Source organism: Enterobacter cloacae complex sp. 2022EL-00788 (genome assembly GCF_026627565.1).
Taxonomy (GTDB): domain Bacteria; phylum Pseudomonadota; class Gammaproteobacteria; order Enterobacterales; family Enterobacteriaceae; genus Enterobacter; species Enterobacter pasteurii.
The window spans coordinates 427711-454149 of record NZ_JAPNMC010000003.1; the positions used below are offsets into that span (position 1 = coordinate 427711).

Here is a 26439-nt window from a genome sequence, read left to right on the forward strand (position 1 = left end):
AACGCCTCTTATTCGTTCTCTAACGCCGCCCGTAAGAACCCGTGATGGGCATCGAGTCTGGCTCTGGCCGCGGCTGCATCCAGCCCGGTTAATATCATCAGGATGGCCGGTTTAACATCATGATCGGTTTGCTGAAGCACTCTTTCAGCCTCTTCACGGCTGGCTCCCGTCGCCTCCATCACCATACGACACGCCCTGTCCACAAGCTTGATATTGGTGGCCTGCATATCCACCATCAGGTTTTGGTAGACCTTGCCGAATTTCACCATCGCGCCGGTGGAGATCATATTGAGCACCAGCTTCTGCGCGGTGCCCGATTTCAGACGCGTCGATCCGGTCAGCGCCTCAGGCCCGACAACCGGAGAGATGGCAATGGCCGCCACCTGCGCAATCGGCGAGCCAGGGTTACAGGAGATGGCGACCGTGGTACACCCCGTTTTTCTGGCGTATTCCAGACCGCCAATGACGTAAGGGGTACGGCCGGAGGCCGCCAGCCCGACGACCAGATCCTGCGCGGTCAGGTTCAGGGCCCTGAGATCGTCCTCACCGAGCTGCTTGTTGTCTTCCGCCCCTTCTACCGCTTTCAGCAGCGCACCGGGGCCGCCGGCAATCAGGCCAACGACCAGGCCGTGCGGAACCCCAAAGGTAGGCGGACATTCCGAGGCATCCAGCACGCCGAGGCGCCCGCTGGTTCCGGCACCCATATAAATGATGCGTCCTCCCGCTTTCAGGGCATCGGCTGCGGCGTCCACCGCTTTTGCCACCTCGGGCAATGTCTCTTTGACTGCCAGCGCGACGAGGGTATCCTGTTGATTAAAGCGAGTTACCAGCTCGAGCGTAGAGAGTGCATCCAGATCCATGGTTTGCGGGTTACGCGTTTCAGAAACAAGTGAGCCAAGATTCATGTTAAGTACCTCAGGAATTTTTAATTCATAATAAACGCACTATAATGGAATATAAAATTCATTCAGGCGAGCAAAATCCGTATTTGCGCAGGCAATCACACTTTCGCCAGGAGACCGTATGAACTGTTTAATTCGCATTCGTCAGCGCTACGCAGGCTTTGCCCAGAGTGACAAGAAGCTGGCGGACTTTTTACTCTCTCAGCCCGATCGCGCGCGGCACCTTAGCTCCCAGCAGCTGGCAGGCGAAGCCGGGGTAAGCCAGTCGAGCGTGGTGAAATTTGCCCAGAAGATAGGGTTCAAGGGCTTTCCGGCGCTGAAGCTGGCGATCAGCGAAGCGCTGGCGAGCAACCCTAATCCGCAGTCCATGCCGGTGCATAACCAGATCCGTGGCGACGATCCGATGCGTCTGGTCGGGGAAAAGCTGATCAAAGAGAACGTGGCGGCAATGCATGCCACCCTGGATGTGAACACCGAAGAGAAGCTGCTGGAAAGCGTAGCCATGCTTCGTCACGCCCGACGCATTGTGTTGACCGGGATTGGCGCCTCCGGGCTGGTTGCGCGTAACTTTGGCTGGAAGCTGACCAAGATCGGCTATAACGCCATCGTGGAGCAGGATATGCACGCGCTGCTGGCGACCGTTCAGGCGATGGATCCTGATGATTTACTGCTGGCCATCTCCTATTCCGGCGAGCGCCGTGAAATTATTATGGCCACCGACGAAGCACTGCGCGTCGGGGGGAAAATTCTGGCCATTACCGGCTTTAGCCCCAATGCGCTACAGCAGCGGGCAACGCGCTGCCTGTACACCATAGCCGAGGAACAGGCCACGCGCAGCGCCGCAATCTCGTCGACGAGCGCGCAGATGATGCTGACGGACCTGCTGTTTATGGCCCTGGTTCAGCAGGATCTGGAGCGCGCGCCAGAGCGTATACGCCACAGCGAAGAGCTGGTAAAAAAACTGGTTTGAGCACAGATTAGGCGTATAATGCCCGCCCTGTTTGTGTTGTTTCTGAGAATTTCCTGATGGCGCTGTTAATCACCAAAAAATGCATCAACTGCGATATGTGCGAACCGGAATGTCCTAACCAGGCCATTTCGATGGGTGACAGCATTTATGAGATTAACAGCGACCGCTGCACCGAATGTATCGGCCACTACGACACGCCAACCTGCCAGAAAGTGTGCCCAATCCCCAATACGATCTTAAAAGATCCGGCACACGCTGAGAGCGAAGAACAGCTGTGGGATAAGTTTGTCCTGCTGCATCATGCGGACAAGCTCTAGCTTTCGATAATCACCGTCGCGCAGGCGTAGTGGCGTTCATCCGCCAGCGTCACGTGCATGTGTTTAACGCCCAGCTTCTCCGCCAGCCTTTGCGCTTCGCCCCACAGACGAAGGCTCGGCTTGCCCAGCTCATCGTTAAAGACTTCGAACTGGTTAAACGCCAGGCCGTTTCGAATACCCGTGCCGAACGCCTTCGCCGCTGCCTCTTTTACCGCAAAGCGCTTTGCCAGAAAGCGCACCGGCTGCTGATGCGCCTCCCAGATGGCCCATTCGTTATCGCTCAGCACCCGTCGGGCAAGGCGATCGCCACTGCGGGCGATCGCCGCTTCTATGCGGGCTATTTCAACGATATCGGTGCCTAAGCCCAGAATGGCCATTACTGACGCGCTTCCAGCATCAGGCGCTTCATCTCTGCAACCGCCTCTTTCAGGCCGCTCATCACCGCCCGGCCAATAATAGCGTGGCCGATGTTCAGCTCGTGCATTTCCGGCAGCGCGGCGATGGCCTTCACGTTGTGATAGGTCAGGCCGTGTCCGGCGTTAACCTTCAGTCCCAGACCAGCCGCGTAAGTGGCCGCTTTTGCGATACGCTCCAGCTCTTTGGCTTGTTCTGCATCGTTTTTAGCATCGGCATAGCAGCCGGTATGAATTTCGATATACGGCGCGCCCGCGTCGGCAGCGGCTTTGATCTGGCTGAAATCAGCGTCAATAAACAGAGAAACCAGGATACCGGCATCCGCCAGACGCCTGCAGGCATCGCGCATTTTGTCGAGCTGTCCTGCCACGTCCAGACCACCTTCAGTAGTGACTTCCTGACGCTTTTCCGGTACCAGGCAGCAGAAGTGCGGCCTGGTGTCACAGGCTATCGCCAGCATCTCTTCGGTGACCGCCATCTCCAGATTCATGCGGGTGTCCAGCGTCTGGCGCAGGATACGCACGTCACGGTCGGTGATGTGGCGGCGGTCTTCGCGCAGGTGAACGGTAATGCCGTCCGCGCCCGCCTGCTCCGCGATAAACGCCGCCTGAACCGGATCGGGATACGCCGTACCGCGTGCATTACGCAGCGTGGCAATATGATCGATGTTGACGCCTAACAGTAATTCAGCCATGACAATCCTCGGTATTTTGATTCATTTCCCTTCCCCCTCTCCCTCCGGGAGAGGGCTGGGGTGAGGGGTAAAACGTTAACGTTTCGGCATAAACTGCCTGAACAATTCGCGGCTCTTCAGGGGCTTGCCCCCAAGATACGGCTTGAGCGCAATTCGGGTAAAGCGTTTTGCCGCACGCAGGGTGTCGGCGTCCGGGAACTCGCGTTCATACAGTGCCCTGAGCTGGCGCCCGGTGAAGGTGCTGTTATCAACGACGACGCTGGCAATAAAGCCCTTTTCCTCACGATAGCGATAGGTCATGGTATCTTCTACCTCGTCCCCGCTTCCCGCACAGTGCAGAAAATCGACGCCGTATCCAAGGTGCCCGAGCAGCGCCAGCTCGAAACGACGCAGCGCAGGCTCAGGGGTGCCGGTTGCGCCCGCAAGCGACTGAATACAGTGCAGGTAATCAAAGAAAAGTTCAGAGAAGCGGGTCTCATGTTCAAGAACCCGTGAGATGAGTTCGTTGACGTACAGACCGCTGTAAAGCGTGATGCCGGAAAGGGGAAGCGCCAGGGAGACGGCTTCAGCACTGCGCAGGGTTTTGACCTCCCCTCGCCCGCCAAAGCGGACCAGCAGCGGCGTGAAAGGCTGGAGGGCACCTTTGAGATTAGAACGTTTTGAACGTGCGCCTTTGGCAACAAGGCGCACGCGACCGGACTCTTCCGTGAAGACGTCCATCATCAGGCTGGTTTCGCTCCAGGGACGACTATGCAGGACAAAGGCGCGCTGCCATCCATCCATATGCTTGTCGTCTTAGGTTACTGATCTTCGCCGTAACCGAGGCTGCGCAGCGCACGCTCATCATCGGCCCAGCCAGATTTCACTTTCACCCACAGCTCCAGGTGAACGGGCGCTTCGAACATGTCCTGCATGTCTTTACGGGCTTCGATACCGATGGTTTTGATTTTGGCACCTTTGTTGCCGATCACCATCTTCTTCTGCCCTTCACGCTCAACGAGGATCAGGCCGTTGATATCGTAACCGCCACGCTCGTTAGACTGGAAACGTTCGATCTCCACCGTTACCGAGTACGGCAGCTCTGCGCCCAGGAAACGCATCAGCTTTTCACGGATGATCTCAGAGGCCATAAAGCGCTGTGAGCGGTCGGTGATGTATTCTTCCGGGAAGTGATGAATCGCTTCCGGCAGATGCTTGCGTACGATGCCGGCGATGGTATCGACGTTCAGACCCGTTTCCGCAGACAGCGGGACGATGTCCAGGAAGTTCATCTGGCTGCCCAGCCACTGGAGGTGCGGCAGCAGATCGGCTTTTTCCTGCACGTTGTCCACTTTGTTAACCGCGAGGATCACCGGCGTTTTGCCGTCGCGCAGTTTGTTCAGAACCATTTCGTCGTCCGGCGTCCAGCGGGTGCCTTCAACCACGAAAATCACCAGCTCAACGTCACCAATGGAGCTGCTTGCCGCCTTGTTCATCAGGCGGTTGATAGCACGCTTCTCTTCCATGTGCAGGCCTGGGGTATCAACGTAAATCGCCTGATACGCGCCTTCAGTATGGATACCAACGATGCGGTGACGCGTGGTCTGCGCCTTACGCGAGGTGATGGAGATCTTCTGCCCAAGCAGATTATTCAGCAGGGTGGATTTGCCAACGTTCGGACGTCCGACGATAGCAATAAATCCGCAATAGGTTTTTTCTTCGCTCATTCCAGCTCCAGCATTTTTAACGCCTGTTCGGCGGCAGCCTGTTCAGCCTTACGACGGCTTGAACCTGTGCCGACCACCGGTTCACTCAGGCCACTGACCTGGCAATGGATGGTAAATTCCTGATCGTGCGCTTCGCCACGCACCTGCACCACCAGATAGGAAGGCAGCGGGAGGTGACGACCCTGCAAATACTCCTGCAGACGCGTTTTCGGGTCTTTTTGTTTATCGCCCGGGCTGATTTCGTCCAGACGTGTCTGATACCAGTTCAGGATCAGCTTTTCTACGGTCTGGATATCGCTGTCCAGGAACACGCCACCGATTAACGCCTCGACCGTATCGGCAAGAATGGATTCGCGACGGAATCCACCACTCTTCAGCTCACCAGGCCCCAGACGCAGGCATTCACCCAGCTCAAACTCGCGAGCGATCTCAGCAAGGGTGTTGCCGCGCACCAGCGTGGCGCGCATGCGGCTCATATCACCTTCGTCCACGCGCGGGAAACGATGATAAAGCGCATTCGCAATCACAAAGCTTAAAATTGAGTCGCCCAGAAATTCGAGACGCTCATTATGTTTGCTGCTGGCACTGCGGTGGGTTAATGCCTGTTGCAACAACTCCTGATGATGAAAAGTGTAGCCCAGCTTCCGTTGAAGCCGATTAATTACGATGGGGTTCATGCGATACCAATAAATGAATGCGTCAAAAATGCAGCACACGAAACCGACCTGAGAAAACCAACGCGGTTTCGTGTGCCGTGGCACCCTTGCAGGGCCAACCTTAAACTTCGGGGGAATATTCTATACACAACGACAGGGGATGTCGTTAGTTCAAAGAGATTTATCGCTGAAATAATTCACGTAGCGGCGAATAAAAGCCGCTACGCGTTATTTTCACGAGAATTAATGAATTCCGCCAATACGATTCAGGCGAACGCCGGTCGGCCACTCGCCTTCCTGCTTCTCGAAACTCATCCAGATGGCAGTTGCTTTACCCACCAGATTCGCTTCCGGCACAAAGCCCCAGTAACGGCTGTCCGCAGAATTATCGCGGTTATCACCCATCATGAAGTAGTGTCCCGGCGGCACAATCCAGGTTGCCAGCTGCTGTCCTGGCTGCTGGTAGTACATTGCCAGCTGATCCTGCGCGATGGGCACGGTCAGAATGCGGTGAGTAACATCGCCCAGCGTCTCTTTGCGCTCATCCAGACGAATACCGTTCTCTTTGGTTTCCCCTTTTGGCACCTGGAAGAAGCCGCTGGTCGCTTCACCGCCGTTACGACGAGCAAAGGTCTGCACAAAGTCACCAGGCTCAACGTTGGAGTAGGTCACCGGCAGTGCATTCTCGCACGCTGTACCAGAGCTGCAGCCTGGCTGAATCCTCACTTCCTTCGCTACCGGATCGTAGGTTACTTTATCGCCCGGCAGACCCACCGCGCGTTTAATGTAATCCAGACGCGGATCTTCCGGATATTTAAACACCACGATGTCGCCACGCTTAGGATGACCCGTTTCGATCAGCGTTTTCTGGTAGATCGGATCTTTAATGCCGTAGGCAAACTTCTCAACCAGAATAAAATCACCGATCAGAAGCGTTGGCATCATCGAACCTGACGGGATCTGGAAAGGTTCATAGATAAATGAACGTACCACCAGAACAATCGCCAGCACCGGGAATACCGATGCCCCGGTTTCCAGCCAGCCCGGCTTGGGGCCCACTTTTTTCAGGGTTTTCGCGTCAATACCATCGCCAGTGGCTGCCTGCGCGGCAGCCTGACGTTCACGGCGTTTTGGGGCGAAGATAAACTTATCCAGACACCACAGCAGACCTGTCACCAGGGTAGCGATGACCAGGATCAAGGCAAACATGTTCGCCATGCCAGCTCCTTAGGGTTATTTACCGTTACCGTCTTTACCAACGTGAAGGATGGCAAGGAATGCTTCCTGCGGCAGCTCAACGTTACCGACCTGCTTCATACGCTTCTTACCTTCTTTCTGCTTCTGGAGCAGCTTTTTCTTACGGCTGACGTCTCCGCCGTAGCACTTAGCCAGAACGTTTTTACGCAGCTGCTTCACGGTTGAACGGGCGATGATGTGGTTGCCGATGGCCGCCTGAATCGCAATGTCAAACTGCTGACGCGGGATCAGGTCTTTCATCTTCTCAACCAGTTCACGACCGCGGTACGGCGCGTTGTCGTTGTGGGTGATCAGCGCGAGGGCGTCAACGCGCTCGCCGTTAATCAACACGTCCACACGGACCATGTTCGAGGCCTGGAAGCGTTTGAAGTTGTAGTCAAGCGACGCATAGCCACGGGAGGTAGACTTCAGGCGGTCGAAGAAGTCCAACACCACTTCTGCCATCGGAATTTCATAGGTCAGCGCCACCTGGTTACCGTGGTAAACCATGTTGGTCTGCACGCCACGCTTTTCAATACACAGGGTGATCACGTTGCCGAGGAACTCCTGCGGCAGCAGCATGTGGCACTCTGCGATTGGCTCACGCAGTTCCTGAATGTTATTCAGCGGCGGAAGCTTGGACGGGCTATCGACGTAGATCACCTCTTTCGACGTGGTTTCTACTTCGTAAACTACCGTCGGTGCCGTGGTGATCAGATCCAGATCGTATTCACGCTCCAGACGTTCCTGAATGATCTCCATGTGCAGCAGACCGAGGAAGCCACAGCGGAAGCCGAAGCCCAGCGCCGTTGAGCTTTCTGGCTCGTAGAACAGGGAGGCGTCGTTGAGGCTCAGCTTACCGAGCGCATCGCGGAAGTTTTCGTAATCGTCAGAGCTGACCGGGAACAGACCTGCATAAACCTGCGGCTTCACCTTTTTGAAGCCCGGCAGCGCTTTATCCGCCGGGTTACGTGCGCCGGTCAGGGTATCGCCCACCGGCGCGCCGAGGATGTCTTTAATTGCGCAGACCAGCCAACCCACCTCGCCGCATTTCAGCTCGGTACGGTCAACCTGTTTTGGCGTGAAGATGCCCAGACGGTCAGCGTTGTAGACCTGCCCGGTGCTCATTACCTTGATTTTATCGCCTTTACGCATGGTGCCGTTTTTAATACGCACCAGCGAGACCACGCCCAGGTAGTTATCAAACCAAGAGTCGATGATCAGCGCCTGCAGCGGTGCATCCGGGTCACCTTCCGGCGCCGGAATATCACGCACCAGACGCTCCAGCACGTCCGGAACACCCACGCCGGTTTTCGCCGAGCAGCGCACCGCATCGGTGGCATCAATGCCGACGATATCTTCAATCTCTTCCGCCACGCGCTCTGGATCGGCGGCAGGCAGGTCGATTTTATTCAGAACCGGCACGACTTCGAGATCCATTTCCATGGCGGTGTAGCAGTTTGCCAGCGTCTGGGCCTCAACGCCCTGCCCGGCATCCACCACCAGCAGCGCACCTTCACAGGCCGCCAGCGAGCGTGACACTTCATAGGAGAAGTCAACGTGCCCTGGGGTGTCGATAAAGTTCAGTTGATAGGTTTCACCATCGGAGGCCTTATAGTCGAGCGTGACGCTCTGCGCCTTGATGGTAATGCCGCGTTCGCGTTCCAGGTCCATGGAGTCCAGAACCTGGGCTGCCATTTCACGATCAGACAGGCCACCGCAAATCTGGATAATACGGTCAGACAGCGTCGACTTACCGTGGTCAATGTGAGCAATGATCGAAAAGTTACGTATGTTCTTCATATAGTTAAATAATTATGCCTTACGAATTCCTGGAGGCCGCTGTTCTTAGCCTGACGTTTTTCAGTGCGAAAACGCAGCATTCTACACTACATCCTCGTCCGCTGGAAATGCACTTAGAGCCAGGTATAGCGCGTAGAGACGAGGTTTTCTTTATCGGGGTGTAAATAATAATAAAGCCCGGCAGATCACCGGGCCTCAGAAGAGAGCGTCTCAACGCGAAGCTGGTTGGGTTCCAGCCCAACGCTGAGGATGACGGGCTGCCACGCTTCGTGGGCGGCAAGCCTCGGGGAAACGCCTTTTGCAAGCCAAAAACCACCCACGCCGCCTAAAGCGGCACCGCACATGGCGGCCAAATCGGTGCCAAAGAGCATCTGGAAAACGCCGCCCATGACGAACAGGCCAATAAGCGGAGAAAGGTAAACCAGCATGGCAGAGGTGAGCAGGCTGCCTTCAGCGATGCCCAGCTCCACTTTCTGCCCTGCCACCAGCGGCTGCTCGCTCGGCACAGCAATAGTGTGCGACGTCTGCGGCCCCAGCTTATTCAGCACGCGGCTGCCGCAACCGGCTCGCGACGCGCAGCTGTTGCATGACGCTTTAACGTCACAGCTGACCAGCGCAACCCCATCCTGCCAGGATACCACCGTGGCCCACTCTTTAATCATTGCGCAGCCCTGAACTTAATGCTGTCTGAAATGCGTTTTGCCGTTTGCGGCGGTAACTCGCCGACTATGGTAATTTCTGCACCGTCGCGCACCGTCGTACTGACCGTCCGGCGTCCGGTTCGGAGCATTTGCTCGGAGCTGTTGGCCGTGGCGCGGTTAATGTTCACCGAGAAGCTGAACAGACCGTCGGAATAGAGTCGCGACTCAACCGGGGTTTCAATGGTAGGTAACTGGCGACGGCTGCTGGACACTTCGCTAAAGCCTTGCGGGATCCAGGAGGGTACCCAGTTGAAATTGACTGAATCGCCGGCAGGTACGGAAAGCAACGGCGGCAGGCTGGCCTTGGCCAGATTTTGCATGCTGTTGCCGACCTGCGTGTTCACGTCGAAAGAGATCACGCGGAACTGTTCCAGCGTTTCACCGTCGCGATCGAGCAGATCGACGCGCATCGGCAGTTTTGTCTCCGCATCGATCCAGACGATATAGCTGTAGCGCGTTCCATCCCGCGCGACTACGCGAATCACTTCGCACAGCCTGTCAGCAATGCGCGTGCGTCCTACTGAGATAAAGTCATAGTAAGGGGCGAGACGTTTGAAATCGGTATAAATAAGCGACGGCAGGGAGTCAACGATGTAGTCGCCATTGAGCGTAAACGGCTCAAGGCCCGGCTCGAAATAGCTGATTTCATTCCCTCGCTGGACCACTTCCCGACGCGGGCCATCCATCTGTAAAAGCTGGGCGAGCGGCTGATTATCAAGGCGGGCGTGGCGATAGCGTAACGACTCGACACCCTGCTTATTGATGCTGATAAATGCCAACTCATAGTTGAGTGACTGGCTGGCCAGATTCATTTGCTGCAACAACGCCCCGGATGAAACATCAGCCGAGGCGTTGGCAGAGAAGAACAGGCTACCCGCCATCAAAGACATGGCGAACCAAAGTTGCTTCATTACTGCGATTGCGTTCCTAAAGTTTGGTTTCCTGGCACCTGCACAGCAGCCTGCTGGGTCTGGGCCTGCTCAAACTGAAGCTGCTCGGAGTGCAGACGACGCTGCAGCTCGTAATCCTGCAACATCGCATTAATGCGACGACGCTGCTCCTGTACCTGCTGTTGCTGACCGCCGCTTGCGGACGCATCTGCCGGCACGCCCAGGCTAACCGGGCTGGCTTTACCCATCATCGGCAGCGTATTGAACACTGGCGCTTCAGGCTGCTGACTGGCTTCAGACTGAGTATTATAGTGCTGGACGCCAACGATAACTGCAAGCGATACGCACGCCGCGACACCCATCTGGGTGAGCTGGCTGGCCCACGGACGCACCTTGTGCCAGAACGGCATTTTTTGCCACTGGTGTGGTGCAGGCTGCGCTTCAGGAATCAGCGGCGTGGTCTGATGAACAGGTTCGTTCTCAATGGCCGCCATTACGCGTGCTGAGATATCGAAATGGAGAACCTCGCTGGTATCACCACGCATCGTGTCGCGGATAAGATGATAGCTCTCCCAGGTCTGTTGCATTTCGGGAGAATGAGACAACTCATTGAGCAGCTCACTATCCAGCGTTTCACCATCCATTAAAGCGGAAAGTTTTTCTTTCTGCATGCCTAATACCTTTTCCAGTATCCCGCTATCGTCAACGCCTGATAAGCGGTTGAACTTTATTATCAATGGCTTCTCGCGCACGGAAAATTCGTGAACGAACCGTGCCGACCGGACAATCCATGATGGCGGCTATCTCTTCATAGCTTAGGCCATCCAGCTCCCGTAACGTAATTGCCATGCGTAAATCTTCCGGGAGCGACTCGATCGTGCGAAAAACGATTTGTCTCAGTTCTTCTGACAACATTAAGTTCTCAGGGTTCGAAATTTCTTTCAGCGCGCCGCCACTTTCGAAGTTTTCAGCGTCGATAGCATCGACGTCGCTTGACGGTGGACGACGCCCCTGAGCAACCAAATAATTCTTAGCCGTATTGACAGCAATACGATACAGCCAGGTGTAAAAAGCACTATCCCCCCGGAATGAATCCAGCGCGCGATAGGCCTTAATAAAAGACTCTTGTACAACATCAGGCACATCGCCTGACGGTACATAGCGGGAAACCAGACTCGCCACCTTATGCTGGTAGCGCACCACCAGTAGGTTAAAGGCTTTCTGATCTCCCTTCTGGACCCGTTCAACCAGGACCTGGTCCGTTAACTGCTCGCTCATCCGAGGTAATGTCTCCCCAAACCTAAATTCCACGCGTTATCGAAACGCCACTCTAACAACATTGCACTTTGAGCAAGCACCGAATTAGAGTGTATGTTCTTCAATAAGTTCCGTTACGCCTTTGTTTTTGTTCATCGCGCCGCAGACCGTTCATTTTCTCTCATTATAAGTCTGTTCACGATACGCACCCACTTTCTGACAAGAATCATCAACTTTATCGTCAGAAGAGTAACGCAACACAGGCTTTATTTCACCACAAAATCTGAAGCTAACGACCTGCTTCGCAAAATATTTCCTGGTATTTAGTGCTTATTTAACTTCGTGCCTTTCGTTTAGTCATTGCAACACGCTTTAAAAAAAACGTGCGACATCTCGCATCACAATGCTATTCTGCCCAAACCATGTTTAGTAAATTAAACAAACATCATGAATACTACGCCTGAACTTCATTGTGATGTACTGATCATCGGTAGCGGTGCTGCCGGCCTCTCCCTCGCGCTGCGCCTGGCGGAACATCAGAACGTAATCGTGCTGAGTAAAGGGCCGATGAGCGAAGGGTCCACCTTTTATGCTCAGGGCGGTATTGCAGCCGTGTTTGATGAGGCTGACAGCATCGCCTCACACGTTGAAGATACCCTGGTTGCCGGTGCCGGGATCGTAGATAGGCATGCCGCAGAGTTCGTCGCCAGCAATGCCCGCCACTGCGTGCAGTGGCTCATTGACCAGGGCGTGCTGTTCGATACGCAGGTTCAGCCTAACGGTGAAGCGAGCTATCACCTGACCCGAGAAGGCGGACACAGCCATCGCCGTATTTTGCACGCAGCGGATGCAACCGGAAAAGCGGTGGAAACTACGCTGGTCAGCAAAGCGCTCAGCCATCCCAATATTCGCGTGCTGGAGCGCAGCAACGCCGTTGACCTGATCATATCCGACAAGATTGGCCTGCCCGGTACGCGTCGGGTTGTGGGCGCCTGGGTATGGAATCGCAATAAAGAGAAGGTGGAAACCTGTCAGGCGAAAGCCGTCGTGCTGGCGACCGGCGGAGCCTCGAAGGTTTATCAATATACGACTAACCCGGATATCGCCTCCGGAGACGGTATCGCCATGGCCTGGCGCGCGGGCTGCCGCGTGGCGAACCTGGAGTTCAATCAGTTCCATCCTACTGCCCTGTTCCATCCCCAGGCGCGAAACTTCCTCCTGACGGAGGCGCTGCGCGGCGAAGGCGCATACCTGAAACGCCCCGATGGTACCCGGTTTATGCCGGATTTTGATGCCAGAGGTGAACTGGCACCGCGCGATATCGTGGCCCGGGCCATTGACCACGAGATGAAGCGTCTTGGCGTGGACTGTATGTATCTGGACATTAGCCACAAGCCGGCAAACTTTATTCGCCAGCACTTCCCGATGATTTATGAAAAGCTGCTGGGCCTGGGCATTGATTTGACCCGCGATCCGGTACCGATTGTGCCCGCGGCCCACTATACCTGCGGCGGGGTGATGGTTGACGATCATGGGCGGACTGACGTGGATGGTCTGTACGCGATTGGTGAGGTCAGCTATACCGGCCTGCACGGCGCAAACCGCATGGCATCAAACTCGCTGCTGGAGTGTCTGGTGTACGGATGGTCTGCTGCGGAAGACATTACCAGACGCATGCCTTATGCGCGTCCGACAACGCACTTGCCGGCATGGGATGAAAGCCGGGTAGAAAACCCGGACGAACTGGTGGTTATCCAGCATAACTGGCACGAGCTGCGTCTTTTTATGTGGGATTACGTTGGGATTGTACGCACGACGAAGCGTCTGGAGCGCGCGTTACGGCGCATCATGATGCTGCAGCAGGAAATTGATGACTATTACGCCAACTTCCGCGTCTCCAATAATCTGCTGGAGCTGCGCAACCTTGTGCAGGTTGCCGAGCTGATTGTGCGCTGCGCGATGATGCGTAAAGAGAGCCGGGGTCTGCATTACACCCTGGATTATCCCGACCAGCTGGAAACGTCCGGCCCGTCGGTATTATCGCCGCAGGTTCACATAAACAGATAAAAGGCCTGGGTCAGGGCAGTGTAATCTTCGGAATAGCGCTGATCTGGCCCGCGAATGACCATCCTGTCGATAAAGCACTCCCCCTCTTTTGGCGAAAGCGCCAGCAGCACGCGATGCGGCAAGCGGCCTTCCGTATCCGAAATATCGGTACGCAGCCGCAGTTTCCAGCCGATCTCGCGAGCTATCTCAATAAACGTATTGCCCGTGCTTTCCGGCAAGACCACGCAGAAAAATCCCTCTTCCGAGATTAGCTCAGCCGCGCTGGTCAGCAGCGCCTTGTGATCGAGCGAAGCGGTGTAGCGTGCCTGCTCGCGCTCCGGCGTTCCACACTCCACGCCCGGCTCGAAATACGGCGGGTTGCTGACAATTAAATCGTAACGCGCCGTCTGCTCTGGCGCCCAGGCCAGGACATCAGCACAGATAACCCTGACGCGTTCAGCCCACGGCGACTCAGCGGCATTTTCACCTGCCTGCGCCGCCGCCTGAGGATCAAGCTCAACGGCATCGATCGTGACGTGTTCTTCGGTTCGCTGTGCAAGCATCAGCGCCTGCAGTCCGCTGCCCGTACCAATATCCAGAATACGCTTTACACCTGCGACAGGTGCCCATGCGCCCAGTAAAATACCGTCTGTACCGACCTTCATCGCACAGCGATCGTGCGCCACAAAAAATTGTTTAAACGTAAAGCCATCGCGGCGCAGCTGCGCTTTGAGTTGAGACATGTCAGGGCAACCTTCTGAGTGAAACTGGAGTAGCATAGGGGAAAGCGAAGTGGTCGAAAAGCGATATCCATACAAACAGATGAAGATTACAGCCGTAACGTCTATAATCAGCGCCCCACACAGAGGTAGAACATGACTGTAACGACTTTTTCCGAACTTGAACTCGATGAAAGCCTGCTCAATGCACTTGAGAGCAAAGGCTTTACACGCCCGACCGCCATTCAGGCCGCGGCCATTCCGCCTGCGCTTGAGGGCCGCGATGTGCTCGGTTCTGCGCCAACCGGCACGGGGAAGACAGCAGCCTACTTGCTGCCTGTGTTGCAGCATTTGCTCGATTTTCCGCGTAAAAAATCCGGCCCGCCGCGTATTTTGATCCTGACGCCGACCCGTGAACTGGCGATGCAGGTTGCAGAACACGCGCGTGAACTGGCGGCGAACACCCATCTGGATATCGCCACCATCACCGGCGGCGTTGCGTACATGAACCACGCCGAAGTGTTCAGCGAAAACCAGGATATTGTTGTTGCGACGACCGGCCGCCTGCTGCAATACATCAAAGAAGAGAACTTCGACTGCCGCGCGGTTGAAACGTTAATCCTCGACGAAGCCGACCGCATGCTGGACATGGGCTTTGCGCAGGATATCGAACACATCGCGGGTGAAACACGCTGGCGTAACCAGACCATGCTGTTCTCGGCAACCCTTGAAGGGGATGCCATTAAAGATTTCGCCGAACGTCTGCTGGAAGATCCGGTGGAAGTCTCCGCCACGCCATCGACGCGTGAGCGTAAGAAGATCCACCAGTGGTACTACCGCGCGGACAATCTTGAACACAAGGTTGAATTGCTTAAACACCTGCTGAAGCAGGAAGACGCGACCCGTAGCATCGTATTCGTACGTAAACGCGAGCGCGTGCACGAGCTGGCTGAAATGCTGCGCAACGCTGGCATCAATAACTGCTATCTCGAAGGGGAAATGGCGCAGGTTAAGCGTACCGAAGGGATTAAGCGCCTGACCGATGGTCGCGTGAACGTGCTGGTTGCCACCGACGTTGCCGCACGCGGGATCGACATCCCGGACGTGAGCCACGTGATCAACTTCGACATGCCGCGCAGCGGTGATACCTACCTGCACCGTATTGGCCGTACCGGTCGTGCGGGCCGCAAAGGTATTGCCATTTCTCTGGTAGAAGCGCACGACCATCTGCTGCTGCAGAAAATTGGCCGCTACGTTGATGAGCCACTGAAAGCTCGCGTCATTGACGGGCTTCGTCCGACCACGCGTGCACCGAGTGAAAAAATGACGGGTAAACCGTCCAAGAAAGCGCTCGCGAAACGTGCAGAAAGAAAAGAGAAAGAAAAAGAGAAGCCGCGCGTGAAGCAGCGCCACCGCGATACCAAAAACATTGGTAAGCGCCGTAAGCCAAGCTCTGCTGCGCCAGAGACAAAAACTGAAGAGTAAAAAAAAGCCGGGACATGTCCCGGCTTTTTTATTCCCCCCCCGTGGCTGAAGCCTTACAGGCTTTCAGTAAAGGTACGGGCGATAACGTCGCGCTGCTGTTCCGGGGTCAGAGAGTTGAAACGTACCGCATAGCCAGACACGCGGATGGTCAGCTGTGGGTATTTTTCAGGGTGCTCAACGGCATCCATCAGCGTTTCGCGACGCAGGACGTTAACGTTCAGGTGCTGACCGCCTTCTACGCGCACTTCTGGCTGCACTTCCATTGGAATTTCACGGTATTCAATTTCGCCCAGCTTGTTAACCGGAACGATTTCGTCTTCCGCAAAACCGGCTTTCGCTACTACACAGCGCGCTTCGTTTTTCTCGCTGTCCAGCAGCCAGAAAGAGTTCAGCAGGTCGTCGTTTGCAGCTTTAGTAATCTGGATACCTGTAATCATGTGTTGCCTCCCTTAGGCTACATTAACTGATGCTGGCCTTTTGCGGCCAATTGGTAAAACCATTGTTTGTTGTGTGTATATATAACATTCAGCCTCGGGCGATTTATTGATTTAAATCAACAAAAACACTAACCACATAAAGAGTGTGGTCAGGATTTATTGTTTCAGATCAATTTTCACATCTTGCCAATTCAACTTGTCCCGCCTCTTTTCTAAAATAAATTTAGCGAGTTAGCCCACTTTTCAGCGCGTAATTTTGCTCACCGGGCTTTAACAGGTAAGCTAGGCACAGAATGAAATTCGCAGGAGAGCGAGATGACCACACCTTTAACCTGGCATGACGTGCTGGCAGAAGAGAAGCAGCAGCCCTATTTTATCCAGACCCTCAGCACCGTTGCGGCTGAACGGCAGGCCGGCCAGACAATTTATCCGCCGCAGAAGGATGTGTTTAACGCCTTTCGCTACACCGAACTGAGCGATGTGAAGGTGGTTATTCTGGGACAGGATCCTTACCACGGCCCCGGTCAGGCTCACGGACTGGCGTTCTCCGTTCGCCCTGGCGTGGCTATCCCCCCTTCTCTGCTGAATATGTATAAAGAGCTGGAAGGAACGGTCCCCGGCTTTACCCGCCCTACTCATGGTTACCTGGAAAGCTGGGCGCGCCAGGGCGTGCTGCTGCTGAATACCGTGTTAACCGTTCGGGCAGGTCAGGCACACTCTCACGCCAGCCTGGGATGGGAAACGTTTACCGATAAGGTAATTAGCCTGATTAATGAGCACCGTGAAGGCGTCGTATTTTTACTCTGGGGTTCGCATGCGCAGAAGAAAGGGGCGATTATCGATCGTCAGCGACATCACGTTCTGAAGGCACCGCACCCGTCGCCGCTGTCTGCACACCGCGGTTTCTTTGGCAGTAATCATTTTGTTCTGACGAATGAGTGGCTGGAAAAGCGTGGCGAAAAGCCAATTGACTGGATGCCTGTGTTACCGGCAGAAAGTGAGTAATTTGAGTTTGAATGCCCGGTGGACCGGGCATTCAATAAGTACAAATGCTTATGCTTTATTCTGACGCCACCATTCCGCCAGCAGCACGCCAGTCGCAACGGATACGTTCAGGCTTTCAACGTTGCCTGTCCCGTCGATAGAGACGCTCAGATCCGCGCTGGAGAGTGCCGCATCAGACAGACCATCGCGCTCCTGACCTAACACCAGCACCATTTTACGCGGCAGCGTTGCTTTAAACAGCGGCGTAGCGGCACGGCTTGAGGTGGTGACAATGGTGTAGCCCGCTTTACGGAACTGCTCAAGTGCATCCAGCACGCTGTCGCCGGTGATCGGCTGAACATGCTCGGCACCGCCTTCCGCAGTACGGATTGCCGCACCGGACTCCAGCAGCGCGGCATCCTGCAACAGTACGCCTTTCACGCCAAAGTGCGCGCAGCTGCGCATCATGGCACCCAGGTTATGCGGGTTGCCCACGTCCTCCAGCGCCAGCACGCAGTCATCGGCATCCGCCTGGCTGACCCACTGCTCAACGGTGGTGCCGTTACGTTTTTTGATCAGGAAGCAAACGCCGCCGTGGTGTTCGGTACCCGACGCTTTTGTCAGCTCGGCATCGTCAACCACATGATAGGCTTTGCGGTTCGCCGCCATCCAGCGCAGCGCTTCTTTAAAGCGCGGGGTCACGCTCTGGATAAACCATGCGCGAACGATACATTCCGGGCGGCTCTGGAACAGGGCCTGACAGGCGTTCTCGCCGTAAACGCGGGTCTCTTCCGCGCGCTGACGACGCAGCACTTCCGGATCGATAAAGCTTTTACCGCTGATACCGCCGTGATCGGCTTTTTCAGGAGCCTCTTCACCCGGCGCGCGCGAAACGGTGCGCCATGGGGATGCGCCGTCGCGGACATAATCATCGCGTTTGCGATCGTCGCGCTTGCGGTCATCGCCGCGGTTATTTCTGTCATCGCGGGCGGGGCGACGGCCACCGTCTGCACGAGAAGACGCCGGACGCCCGCCACCTTTTCCGGTACGCGGATTTTGGGTGCGTTTATCAGAGTCATCATCACTGCGGACATACATCACTTTGACCTTGCCGCTTTTGTTTTTCATTTCGTCGTTCATGCTTTTCTCCACCAGCGCTGCGCGAAGCGCGCAGATTACCCGATGTGCAAGCTCATAGCCATAATTTCGTACAAAAGCCTGTGACTATTGTTCCCATCGAATAAAACGCGTTGTCGTTTCATACAGGCTCACTGATAATATGTAACATATCAGAAACATTATCGGCGTTTTGCCGTTGTTCCACGGCTCTATCAGAGGTTAGTTATGAATACCGTATGTGCCAACTGTCAGGCTTTAAACCGCATTCCGGACGAACGGATGGATGACGGTGCCAAATGCGGGCGTTGTGGTCACGAACTGTTTGACGGCGAGGTGATTAACGCGACGGGTGCTACGCTGGACAAACTCCTCAAGGACGATCTGCCTGTTGTGGTCGATTTCTGGGCACCGTGGTGCGGCCCCTGCCGTAACTTTGCGCCAGTCTTTGAGGACGTGGCTGAAGAGCGCAGCGGGAAAATGCGTTTTGTGAAAGTGAATACCGAAGCAGAGCGCGAACTGAGCGCCCGTTTCCGCATTCGCAGCATCCCCACCATTATGATTTTCAAAAATGGTGAAGTGATCGACATGCTCAACGGTGCCGTGCCAAAAGCGCCGTTTGAAAGCTGGTTAAACGAATCCCTGTAACATTCACGGGGCACATCTTGTGCCCCGTTCTCTCCTCTGCGAAAATGGGGTTTTCCCTGCCATTTCGCCCATGACTGATAACGCTGTACTTCAACTACGCGCCGAACGCCTTGCGCGCGCAACTCGCCCCTTTCTTGCACGCGGCAACCGTATTCGCCGCTGCCAGCGCTGCCTGTTGCCGCTGAAAGTTTGCCTGTGCGCAACGCTTTCACCGAGTACGGCGAGAAGCCGGTTTTGTCTGGTCATGTTCGATACCGAACCGATGAAGCCCAGCAATACGGGCCGCCTGATCGCTGATATTTTGCCAGACACCGCCGCGTTTCAGTGGTCACGCACCGAGCCACCTCAGGCGCTGCTCGACCTGGTGGCAAGCCCGGACTATCAGCCAATGGTCGTTTTTCCCGCATCGTATGCAGGCGAACATCGCCAGGTGCTTTCGGAACCGCCATCCGGTAAGCCGCCGCTGTTCATCATGCTTGACGGCACCTGGACGGAAGCGAGAAAGATGTTTCGCAAAAGCCCGTATCTCGACGCGCTGCCGGTGATTTCCGTCGATCTGTCGCGCGTTTCAGCCTATCGCCTGCGTGAGGCCCATGCTGACGGGCAATACTGTACCGCCGAAGTGGCCATTGCACTTCTGGACCTGGCGGGAGACGCCCGGGCAGCAGGCGCGCTGGGTAACCACTTCTCCTGCTTCCGCGAACGTTATCTTGCGGGAAAAACCGTTCATAAGGGCAGTATCACAGCAACAGAGCCAGAAAGCGTTTAAAATCATCAGGTCGCTTGCATTCACGGGAGGCCTGCATGAGCCAGAGAGGGTTAGAAGCGCTACTACGTCCGAAATCCATTGCCGTTATTGGCGCTTCAATGAAGCCGGATCGCGCAGGCTATCTGATGATGCGTAACCTGCTGGCAGGCGGGTTTAACGGCCCGGTGATGCCCGTCACCCCTGCCTATAAAGCGGTACAGGGCGTGCTGGCGTGGCCGGACGTGCAAAGTTTACCTTTTGTTCCCGATCTCGCGGTGCTCTGTACGAATGCCAGACGAAACCTCGACCTGCTGGAATCGCTCGGCCAGAAAGGCTGCAAGACCTGTATTATTCTCTCATCGCCTCCTGAACAGCAGCCTGAGCTACTGGCCTGCGCCAGCCGCTACCAGATGCGCATCCTGGGCCCGAATAGCCTCGGCCTGCTTGCGCCCTGGCAAGGGCTGAATGCCAGTTTTTCCCCGGTTCCGATCCGCAAAGGCAAGCTGGCCTTTATTTCGCAGTCGGCGGCCGTGTCCAATACGATCCTCGACTGGGCGCAACAGCGGGAGATGGGCTTTTCCTACTTCATCGCCCTCGGCGACAGCCTGGATATTGACGTCGATGAGCTGCTGGATTTCCTGGCGCGCGACAGCAAAACCAGCGCTATTCTTCTCTACCTTGAGCACTTGAGCGACGCCCGCCGCTTTGTGTCCGCCTCTCGTAGCGCGTCGCGTAATAAACCGATTCTGGTCATCAAAAGCGGCCGTAGTCCTGCGGCCCAGCGCCTGCTGCATTCCCATTCCGGGATGGATCCCGCCTGGGATGCCGCCATCCAGCGCGCCGGTCTGCTGCGGGTACAGGATACGCACGAGCTTTTTTCCGCCGTCGAAACATTAAGCCACATGCGCCCCTTGCGCGGCGAGAAGCTGATGATCGTCAGCAACGGTGCCGCTCCCGCTGCTCTGGCGCTGGACGAGCTGTGGCTGCGCAACGGCAAGCTGGCAACGCTGGGAGAAGAGACGCTTCAGCGCCTGGGCGAGGCACTGCCGGGAAGCGTTGCGCCCGGTAACCCGCTCGATTTACGCGATGATGCCAGCAGTGACCGCTACATAAAGGCGATATCGCTTTTGCTGGATAGTCAGGATTTTGATGCACTCATGATTATCCATTCACCCAGCGCGGTCGCGCCGGGCAGCGAAAGCGCGCGTGCGCTGATTGAGGCCGTCCGAAACCATCCACGCGGTAAATATGTCACCTTACTGACCAACTGGTGCGGCGAGTTCTCCTCGCAGGAAGCGCGACGTCTGTTTAGTGAAGCCGGGTTGCCAACCTATCGTACTCCGGAGGGCACCATTACGGCGTTTATGCATATGGTTGAGTATCGACGCAACCAGAAGCAGCTGCGTGAAACGCCTGCCCTGCCGGGCAATCTGACGGCAAACTCCGTGGACGTTCACAGGCTGTTGCAGCAGGCCATCGAAGAAGGCGCAACTTCCCTTGATACCCATGAGGTGCAGCCCATTCTTGGCAGCTATGGAATGCAAACCCTGCCAACCTGGATTGCCAGCGATAGCGCTGAGGCGGTGCATATCGCTGAACAGATTGGCTATCCGGTCGCGCTGAAGCTGCGCTCGCCCGATATTCCGCATAAGTCTGATGTTCAGGGCGTGATGCTGTACCTGCGCACCGCGACGGAAGTTCAGCAGGCTGCAGACGCCATTATCGATCGCGTTAAAATGACATGGCCACAGGCCAGGATCCACGGTCTGCTGGTGCAGAGCATGGCTAACCGTGCGGGAGCGCAGGAACTGCGGGTAGTTGTGGAGCACGATCCGGTTTTTGGTCCGCTCATTATGCTGGGTGAAGGGGGTGTCGAATGGCGTCCAGAAGAGCAGGCGGTGGTCGCTCTCCCGCCGCTTAACATGAACCTGGCGCGTTATCTGATAATTCAGGCTATCAAAAGCAAAAAGATCCGCGGACGAAGCGCCCTGAGGCCGCTTGATATCGCCGGGTTAAGTCAGTTTCTGGTGAAGGTCTCTAACCTGATTGTCGACTGCGCCGAGATCCAGCGCCTGGATATCCACCCGCTCCTCGCCTCCGGGAATGAATTTACCGCCCTGGACGTGACGCTGGATATTGCGCCATTCGTCGGAGACCGGGAAAGCCGTCTCGCCATCCGTCCTTATCCTCTTCAGCTTGAAGAGTGGGTGGAGATGAAAAATGGCGAGCAGGCGCTGTTTCGCCCTATCCTTCCGGAAGATGAGCCGCTGCTGCGGGAATTTATCTCGCAGGTGACAAAGGAAGATTTGTACTATCGCTATTTCAGCGAAATCAACGAATTTACCCACGATGATTTAGCCAATATGACCCAGATCGACTACGATCGAGAAATGGCGTTCGTGGCAGTGCGCCGTTCCGGGCAAGGAGATGAAATACTTGGCGTGACCCGCGCCATTTCCGACCCGGACAACGTGGATGCGGAGTTTGCCGTGCTGGTGCGTTCCGATCTTAAAGGTTTGGGGTTGGGCAGGCGGCTGCTCGAAAAGCTTATTGGCTATACGCGCGATCACGGATTGTTACGCCTGAATGGCATTACTATGCCAAACAATCGGGGCATGGTGACCCTGGCGCGGAAACTTGGTTTTGACGTTGATATCCAGCTGGATGAAGGCATCGTCTCCCTTTCGCTCAGCCTGAGTTCCACGGATAAACAGAAGTAAGCTGCTGGAAATGTTACCCACTTTTCACGGCACTGGGGTATCATTGTCCGCTTATGTTGTTTGCCTGGTACAGACAACCCTTCAATGAACAGAGAAGAAACGCACTGTGATGTTGTCAAAATTTAAGCGTAACAAACATCAACAACACCTTGCTCAACTACCGAAGATTTCTCAGTCAGTTGATGATGTAGAGTTCTTTTATGCTCCCGCTCGCTTCCGGGAGACGCTTCTGGAAAAGATTGCCAGCGCGACGCGACGCATCTGCATTGTGGCGCTCTATCTTGAACAGGATGAAGGTGGGCGCGCGATCCTGAACGCGCTCTATGAAGCGAAACGTCAGCGTCCGGAACTGGACGTTCGCGTGCTGGTTGACTGGCACCGTGCGCAGCGTGGCCGTATTGGCGCGGCTGCTTCAAACACAAACGCTGACTGGTATTGCCGCACGGCCCAGGAAAACCCGGGTATTGATATCCCGGTGTACGGCGTGCCGGTGAATACCCGTGAAGCGCTTGGCGTACTCCATTTCAAAGGATTTATCATTGATGACAGCGTCCTCTACAGCGGCGCCAGCCTGAATGATGTTTACCTCCATCAGCTCGATAAATACCGTTACGATCGCTACCATCTGATCCGCAATCCGCAGATGGCTGACATCATGTTTAACTGGGTTGATAAAAACCTGGTGCATGGACGCGGTGTTAACCGCCTTGACGATACTCATCGCCCTAAAAGCCCGGAAATCAAAAATGAGGTTCGTTCCTTCCGTCAGGAGCTGCGCGACGCGGTTTATCGCTTCCAGGGTGATGCCAATAACGAAGAGCTGTCCGTTACGCCGCTGGTAGGGTTAGGAAAATCCAGCCTGCTGAACAAGACTATCTTCCATTTGATGCCGTGCGCGGAGCACAAGCTCACTATCTGCACGCCGTACTTCAACCTTCCCGCCGTTCTGGTGCGTAATATCATTCAGCTGCTGCGTGATGGCAAAAAGGTAGAAATCATTGTTGGGGATAAAACGGCAAATGACTTCTTTATTCCGGAAGATCGGCCTTTCAAGATTATCGGCGCACTACCCTATCTTTATGAGATCAACCTGCGTCGTTTCCTGAGCCGCTTGCAGTACTATGTGAACACCGACCAGCTGGTTGTACGTCTCTGGAAAGACGAAGACAACAGCTACCACCTCAAGGGGATGTGGGTTGATGATGAGTGGATGCTGCTGACCGGTAATAACCTGAACCCGCGCGCCTGGCGTCTGGATCTGGAAAATGCCATTCTTATTCACGATCCTCAGCATGCGCTGGCCGCGAAACGCGATCGTGAGCTGGAGCTTATACGCACCCATACTACCGTTGTTCGTCACTATCGCGATCTGCAAAGCATCGCTGACTATCCGGTTAAGGTCCGTAAGCTGATACGCCGTCTGCGCCGGATCCGTATCGATCGCCTCATCAGCCGCATTCTGTAATATACGGGCCCTGTCATCGACGGGGCTTTTTTATGGAGCCTGTTATGCGTATCCCTCTCCTGTTAATTCCCCTTTGCCTGACCGGCTGTAGCCATATGGCCAATGATAACTGGTCAGGTCAGGATAAAGCTCAACACTTTCTGGCCTCTGCAATGTTGTCCGCAGCGGGCAATGAGTATGCGCAGCATCAGGGATATAGCCGGGATCGAAGTGCCGCAATTGGCCTGATGTTCTCTGTAAGCCTGGGGGCATCGAAAGAACTATGGGACAGCCGCCCCTCGGGAAGCGGCTGGAGCTGGAAAGATTTCGCCTGGGACGTAGCCGGTGCAACAACCGGCTACGCCGTCTGGCAGATGGCGCATTATTAAAGGCGAATACCTTTTCCTTTGCGATGCAGCATCAGCGAGACAATGAATGCCAGCGCCCCCATTACGGTGACATACCAGAAGAAGGTTGTTTCACTGCCCCATGACTTAAGCGAAAGCGCGACGTACTCAGCCGATCCGCCGAACAGGGCGTTAGCGACTGCGTAAGAGAGCCCAACGCCTAGCGCCCTCACCTGTGCCGGAAACATCTCTGCTTTCAAAATACCGCTAATTGCCGTGTAAAAACTGATAATAATCAGTGCCACCATGATCAGCGCAAAAGCGACATACGGAGAGGTGGTATGCTGGAGGGCGGTAAGAAGCGGAACGGTGCCGAGGGTAAGCAAGCCGCCAAAGATGAGCATTGACGTGCGGCGACCTATTTTGTCCGACAGCGCACCGACAATCGGCTGGATCAGCATAAAGACAAGTAACGCCACCGTCATGATGACGCTCGCAACGTTGGCATGCATACCCGTCGTGTTAACGAGATATTTTTGCATGTAGGTGGTGAAGGTATAGAAGCTCAACGAGCCTGCGGCGGTAAAACCTAATACCATCAAAAATGCTTTGCGGTTTCGCCAGAGGCCTTTCATCGAACCGGCTTCTTTCAGCGCCCTGACCTCCTGTTGAGAGGTTTCATCAAGCTGACGGCGTAACCATAGCGCCACGACCGCCAGGGCTGCCCCCATGGCAAACGGGATACGCCAGCCCCAGGCGCGTAAATCTTCATCGCTAAGGATCTGTTGAAGGATCACCACAACCAGTAACGCCAGCAGCTGCCCGCCAATGAGGGTCACATACTGGAAGGACGCATAGAAACCTTTTCGTCCTTCTACGGCCACTTCACTCATGTATGTCGCACTGGTGCCGTATTCTCCACCGACTGAAAGCCCCTGGAACAGACGGGCCAATAGCAGCAGCGCGGGTGCCCATGTTCCGATAACGTCATACCCTGGCAAGCAGGCAATTACCAGCGAGCCGACGCACATCATACAGACAGAGATAAGCATGGAGGTCTTGCGCCCTTTTCTGTCCGCGATCCTGCCGAACAGCCACCCACCAATAGGACGCATCAGGAACCCGGCAGCAAAAACGCCAGCGGTTTGCAGAAGCTGAGTAGTGGTATTCCCGGACGGGAAAAAGATATGCGCGAAGTAGAGCGAGCAGAATGAATAGACGTAAAAATCAAACCATTCTACCAGGTTCCCCGATGAGGCCCCAACGATGGCCCAAACCCGACGGCGAGTATCCTTGTCTGCTAAATTTGTATTATCCGTATCTGCACTGGCTACGGTTTCTGTCATTTTAAATCCCCTGTGTCACATTGCGGGCCATTGCCCACAAACAGTAAAACCGGATTTAAAACGAATCGTTAGGTAAATAAAATGTTTCTAATATGTTTCATTGCGTTTTGTGAAGTCGATCAGGTATCGAATTATTAGCGAACGTAGTAATTAGCCCCACGCCTGCTGGTGCGCCTTCTTTCGCTGTAAATAATCTTCATCCGCCCGAATCTTATCCCACCAGGTTTTGAATACCGCAGCGGCTTCAGCTTTTACAGGATCGTGGTCGAGGGGTTTGACCTGGCGTTTCTCATCATACTTTTTACCGCCTTTATGATTTGCATATCGCCGGGCGCGCGTGTAGCCCATCTGAATGAACTTACGTGCCATATCCATCCCCACAAAATCATTTTGCTGACGGTATTCTTCAAACAGGGCATATATCGCTTTTGCCGAGCGCGCTGCGACTTCAGCATTTTTGTAGCGCCAGTGCGGAAGGATTTCGCTTTTATAAGGTTCGACCATCAATACGCCCTGTTCACCCCGACCTACCTGATACAGTTCGGGATGCTCGCGAAAATTAATGGCGGCAAAATCTTGTTGGTAATCAAAGGGACGTGTCAAAGCGGCACCATTGTTAAGAATCGTTTTAACAATTGTAGGCACGGTCAGGCTGTGCCGCCACCCGGCACTTTCTCGTGCACAAAGCAAAAAACCCCGCACCTTACGGTACGGGGTTCTTCTTGATTGATGCCTGGCAGTTCCCTACTCTCACATGGGGAGACCCCACACTACCATCGGCGCTACGGCGTTTCACTTCTGAGTTCGGCATGGGGTCAGGTGGGACCACCGCGCTAAAGCCGCCAGGCAAATT

Annotated in this window: 28 protein-coding genes and 1 rRNA gene; 10 read left to right on the forward strand and 19 right to left on the reverse strand. The window is 55.2% G+C overall.

Going from position 1 to position 26439, the window contains the following annotated elements; genetic code table 11:
- Positions 1-8 precede the first annotated feature (8 nt).
- A complete protein-coding gene (gene murQ, locus OWK27_RS06755) occupies positions 9-905 on the reverse strand; it encodes an N-acetylmuramic acid 6-phosphate etherase (RefSeq protein WP_176609727.1) in 897 nt (298 codons plus the stop codon).
- A 118-nt stretch (positions 906-1023) separates the two neighbouring features.
- On the opposite strand from murQ, the gene OWK27_RS06760 reads away from it, so the two are divergent.
- A complete protein-coding gene (locus tag OWK27_RS06760) occupies positions 1024-1872 on the forward strand; it encodes a MurR/RpiR family transcriptional regulator (RefSeq protein WP_148420634.1) in 849 nt (282 codons plus the stop codon).
- Between the two features lie 56 nt (positions 1873-1928).
- The gene (locus tag OWK27_RS06765; RefSeq protein ID WP_148420633.1) at positions 1929-2189 is read left to right on the forward strand and encodes a YfhL family 4Fe-4S dicluster ferredoxin; all 261 of its coding nucleotides are present in this window, start codon (positions 1929-1931) and stop codon (positions 2187-2189) included.
- Here the strand turns inward: OWK27_RS06765 and acpS are convergent.
- From acpS to rseD, 12 genes are all read right to left on the reverse strand, one after another.
- Positions 2186-2566, reverse strand: coding sequence for a holo-ACP synthase (gene acpS / locus OWK27_RS06770; protein ID WP_176609726.1), 381 nt, complete (start codon positions 2564-2566; stop codon positions 2186-2188). The two genes, OWK27_RS06765 and acpS, sit on opposite strands and share 4 nt — an antisense overlap.
- Entirely contained in the window at positions 2566-3297 is a 732-nt protein-coding gene (gene pdxJ, locus OWK27_RS06775) for a pyridoxine 5'-phosphate synthase (RefSeq protein WP_267590076.1), read from the reverse strand. Before pdxJ ends, acpS begins: the two co-directional genes overlap by 1 nt.
- 75 nt (positions 3298-3372) lie before the next feature.
- Positions 3373-4080 carry a DNA repair protein RecO gene (gene recO / locus OWK27_RS06780; protein WP_267590077.1) on the reverse strand — a complete coding sequence of 236 codons (708 nt, stop codon included), beginning with the start codon at positions 4078-4080 and terminating at the stop codon, positions 3373-3375.
- Between the two features lie 17 nt (positions 4081-4097).
- Positions 4098-5003, reverse strand: coding sequence for a GTPase Era (gene era / locus OWK27_RS06785; RefSeq protein WP_148420629.1), 906 nt, complete (start codon positions 5001-5003; stop codon positions 4098-4100).
- Positions 5000-5680, reverse strand: a complete 681-nt coding sequence (gene rnc, locus OWK27_RS06790) for a ribonuclease III (protein ID WP_003860711.1) — start codon at positions 5678-5680, stop codon at positions 5000-5002. Before rnc ends, era begins: the two co-directional genes overlap by 4 nt.
- A gap of 222 nt (positions 5681-5902) precedes the next feature.
- A complete protein-coding gene (gene lepB / locus OWK27_RS06795; protein ID WP_148420628.1) occupies positions 5903-6877 on the reverse strand; it encodes a signal peptidase I in 975 nt (324 codons plus the stop codon).
- A 15-nt stretch (positions 6878-6892) separates the two neighbouring features.
- Positions 6893-8698: a translation elongation factor 4 gene (lepA, locus tag OWK27_RS06800; protein WP_148420627.1), complete on the reverse strand. Its 1806-nt coding sequence runs from the start codon at positions 8696-8698 to the stop codon at positions 6893-6895.
- Positions 8699-8883: 185 nt separating this feature from the next.
- Complete coding sequence (gene rseC / locus OWK27_RS06805) at positions 8884-9360, reverse strand: SoxR-reducing system protein RseC (protein ID WP_267590078.1); 477 nt, start codon at positions 9358-9360, stop codon at positions 8884-8886.
- On the reverse strand, positions 9357-10310 hold the full coding sequence (rseB, locus tag OWK27_RS06810) for a sigma-E factor regulatory protein RseB (protein ID WP_148420625.1): 954 nt from the start codon (positions 10308-10310) through the stop codon (positions 9357-9359). Before rseB ends, rseC begins: the two co-directional genes overlap by 4 nt.
- Positions 10310-10960 (reverse strand): anti-sigma-E factor RseA, encoded by a 651-nt coding sequence (rseA, locus tag OWK27_RS06815; RefSeq protein ID WP_148420624.1) that lies wholly within the window; start codon positions 10958-10960, stop codon positions 10310-10312. The genes rseB and rseA overlap by 1 nt, the downstream gene beginning before the upstream one ends.
- Before the next feature lie 31 nt (positions 10961-10991).
- Entirely contained in the window at positions 10992-11567 is a 576-nt protein-coding gene (gene rpoE / locus OWK27_RS06820) for an RNA polymerase sigma factor RpoE (protein ID WP_006176728.1), read from the reverse strand.
- On the reverse strand, positions 11564-11629 hold the full coding sequence (gene rseD / locus OWK27_RS06825; RefSeq protein WP_227009630.1) for a rpoE leader peptide RseD: 66 nt from the start codon (positions 11627-11629) through the stop codon (positions 11564-11566). Before rseD ends, rpoE begins: the two co-directional genes overlap by 4 nt.
- A gap of 364 nt (positions 11630-11993) precedes the next feature.
- Here rseD and nadB point away from each other — a divergent pair, with 364 nt between their 5' ends.
- Positions 11994-13613 (forward strand): L-aspartate oxidase, encoded by a 1620-nt coding sequence (gene nadB, locus OWK27_RS06830; protein ID WP_267590079.1) that lies wholly within the window; start codon positions 11994-11996, stop codon positions 13611-13613.
- Here nadB and trmN read toward each other — a convergent pair.
- Positions 13598-14335, reverse strand: a complete 738-nt coding sequence (gene trmN / locus OWK27_RS06835; protein WP_193355472.1) for a tRNA(1)(Val) (adenine(37)-N(6))-methyltransferase TrmN — start codon at positions 14333-14335, stop codon at positions 13598-13600. The two genes, nadB and trmN, sit on opposite strands and share 16 nt — an antisense overlap.
- Positions 14336-14467: 132 nt before the next feature.
- Here trmN and srmB point away from each other — a divergent pair, with 132 nt between their 5' ends.
- Positions 14468-15796, forward strand: a complete 1329-nt coding sequence (srmB, locus tag OWK27_RS06840) for an ATP-dependent RNA helicase SrmB (protein ID WP_148420621.1) — start codon at positions 14468-14470, stop codon at positions 15794-15796.
- 53 nt (positions 15797-15849) lie between these two features.
- Here srmB and grcA read toward each other — a convergent pair whose 3' ends face one another.
- Positions 15850-16233 (reverse strand): autonomous glycyl radical cofactor GrcA, encoded by a 384-nt coding sequence (gene grcA, locus OWK27_RS06845; protein ID WP_006176733.1) that lies wholly within the window; start codon positions 16231-16233, stop codon positions 15850-15852.
- Positions 16234-16548: 315 nt separating this feature from the next.
- Here grcA and ung point away from each other — a divergent pair, with 315 nt between their 5' ends.
- Entirely contained in the window at positions 16549-17238 is a 690-nt protein-coding gene (gene ung / locus OWK27_RS06850; protein WP_267590080.1) for a uracil-DNA glycosylase, read from the forward strand.
- 48 nt (positions 17239-17286) lie between these two features.
- On the opposite strand, the gene OWK27_RS06855 is transcribed toward ung, so the two are convergent.
- Complete coding sequence (locus tag OWK27_RS06855) at positions 17287-18357, reverse strand: tRNA/rRNA methyltransferase (protein ID WP_267590081.1); 1071 nt, start codon at positions 18355-18357, stop codon at positions 17287-17289.
- A gap of 204 nt (positions 18358-18561) precedes the next feature.
- Here OWK27_RS06855 and trxC point away from each other — a divergent pair, with 204 nt between their 5' ends.
- The 5 genes from trxC to OWK27_RS06885 all read left to right on the forward strand — a co-directional run bounded on the left by trxC (position 18562) and on the right by OWK27_RS06885 (position 24282).
- Entirely contained in the window at positions 18562-18981 is a 420-nt protein-coding gene (gene trxC, locus OWK27_RS06860; RefSeq protein ID WP_148420618.1) for a thioredoxin TrxC, read from the forward strand.
- A 70-nt stretch (positions 18982-19051) separates the two neighbouring features.
- On the forward strand, positions 19052-19750 hold the full coding sequence (tapT, locus tag OWK27_RS06865; protein ID WP_193355470.1) for a tRNA-uridine aminocarboxypropyltransferase: 699 nt from the start codon (positions 19052-19054) through the stop codon (positions 19748-19750).
- A 35-nt stretch (positions 19751-19785) separates the two neighbouring features.
- Positions 19786-22449 carry a bifunctional acetate--CoA ligase family protein/GNAT family N-acetyltransferase gene (locus OWK27_RS06870; RefSeq protein ID WP_267590082.1) on the forward strand — a complete coding sequence of 888 codons (2664 nt, stop codon included), beginning with the start codon at positions 19786-19788 and terminating at the stop codon, positions 22447-22449.
- A gap of 109 nt (positions 22450-22558) precedes the next feature.
- Positions 22559-23914, forward strand: a complete 1356-nt coding sequence (pssA, locus tag OWK27_RS06880; RefSeq protein WP_267590083.1) for a CDP-diacylglycerol--serine O-phosphatidyltransferase — start codon at positions 22559-22561, stop codon at positions 23912-23914.
- Positions 23915-23958: 44 nt separating this feature from the next.
- On the forward strand, positions 23959-24282 hold the full coding sequence (locus OWK27_RS06885) for a YfiM family lipoprotein (RefSeq protein WP_148420614.1): 324 nt from the start codon (positions 23959-23961) through the stop codon (positions 24280-24282).
- Here the strand turns inward: OWK27_RS06885 and OWK27_RS06890 are convergent.
- The 3 genes from OWK27_RS06890 to rrf all read right to left on the reverse strand — a co-directional run bounded on the left by OWK27_RS06890 (position 24279) and on the right by rrf (position 26433).
- Entirely contained in the window at positions 24279-25586 is a 1308-nt protein-coding gene (locus OWK27_RS06890; protein ID WP_176609716.1) for an MFS transporter, read from the reverse strand. The two genes, OWK27_RS06885 and OWK27_RS06890, sit on opposite strands and share 4 nt — an antisense overlap.
- Positions 25587-25736: 150 nt before the next feature.
- Positions 25737-26189 carry a DUF4385 domain-containing protein gene (locus tag OWK27_RS06895; protein ID WP_176611183.1) on the reverse strand — a complete coding sequence of 151 codons (453 nt, stop codon included), beginning with the start codon at positions 26187-26189 and terminating at the stop codon, positions 25737-25739.
- Between the two features lie 128 nt (positions 26190-26317).
- Positions 26318-26433: ribosomal RNA gene (gene rrf, locus OWK27_RS06900) — 5S ribosomal RNA — on the reverse strand.
- Positions 26434-26439 lie beyond the last annotated feature (6 nt).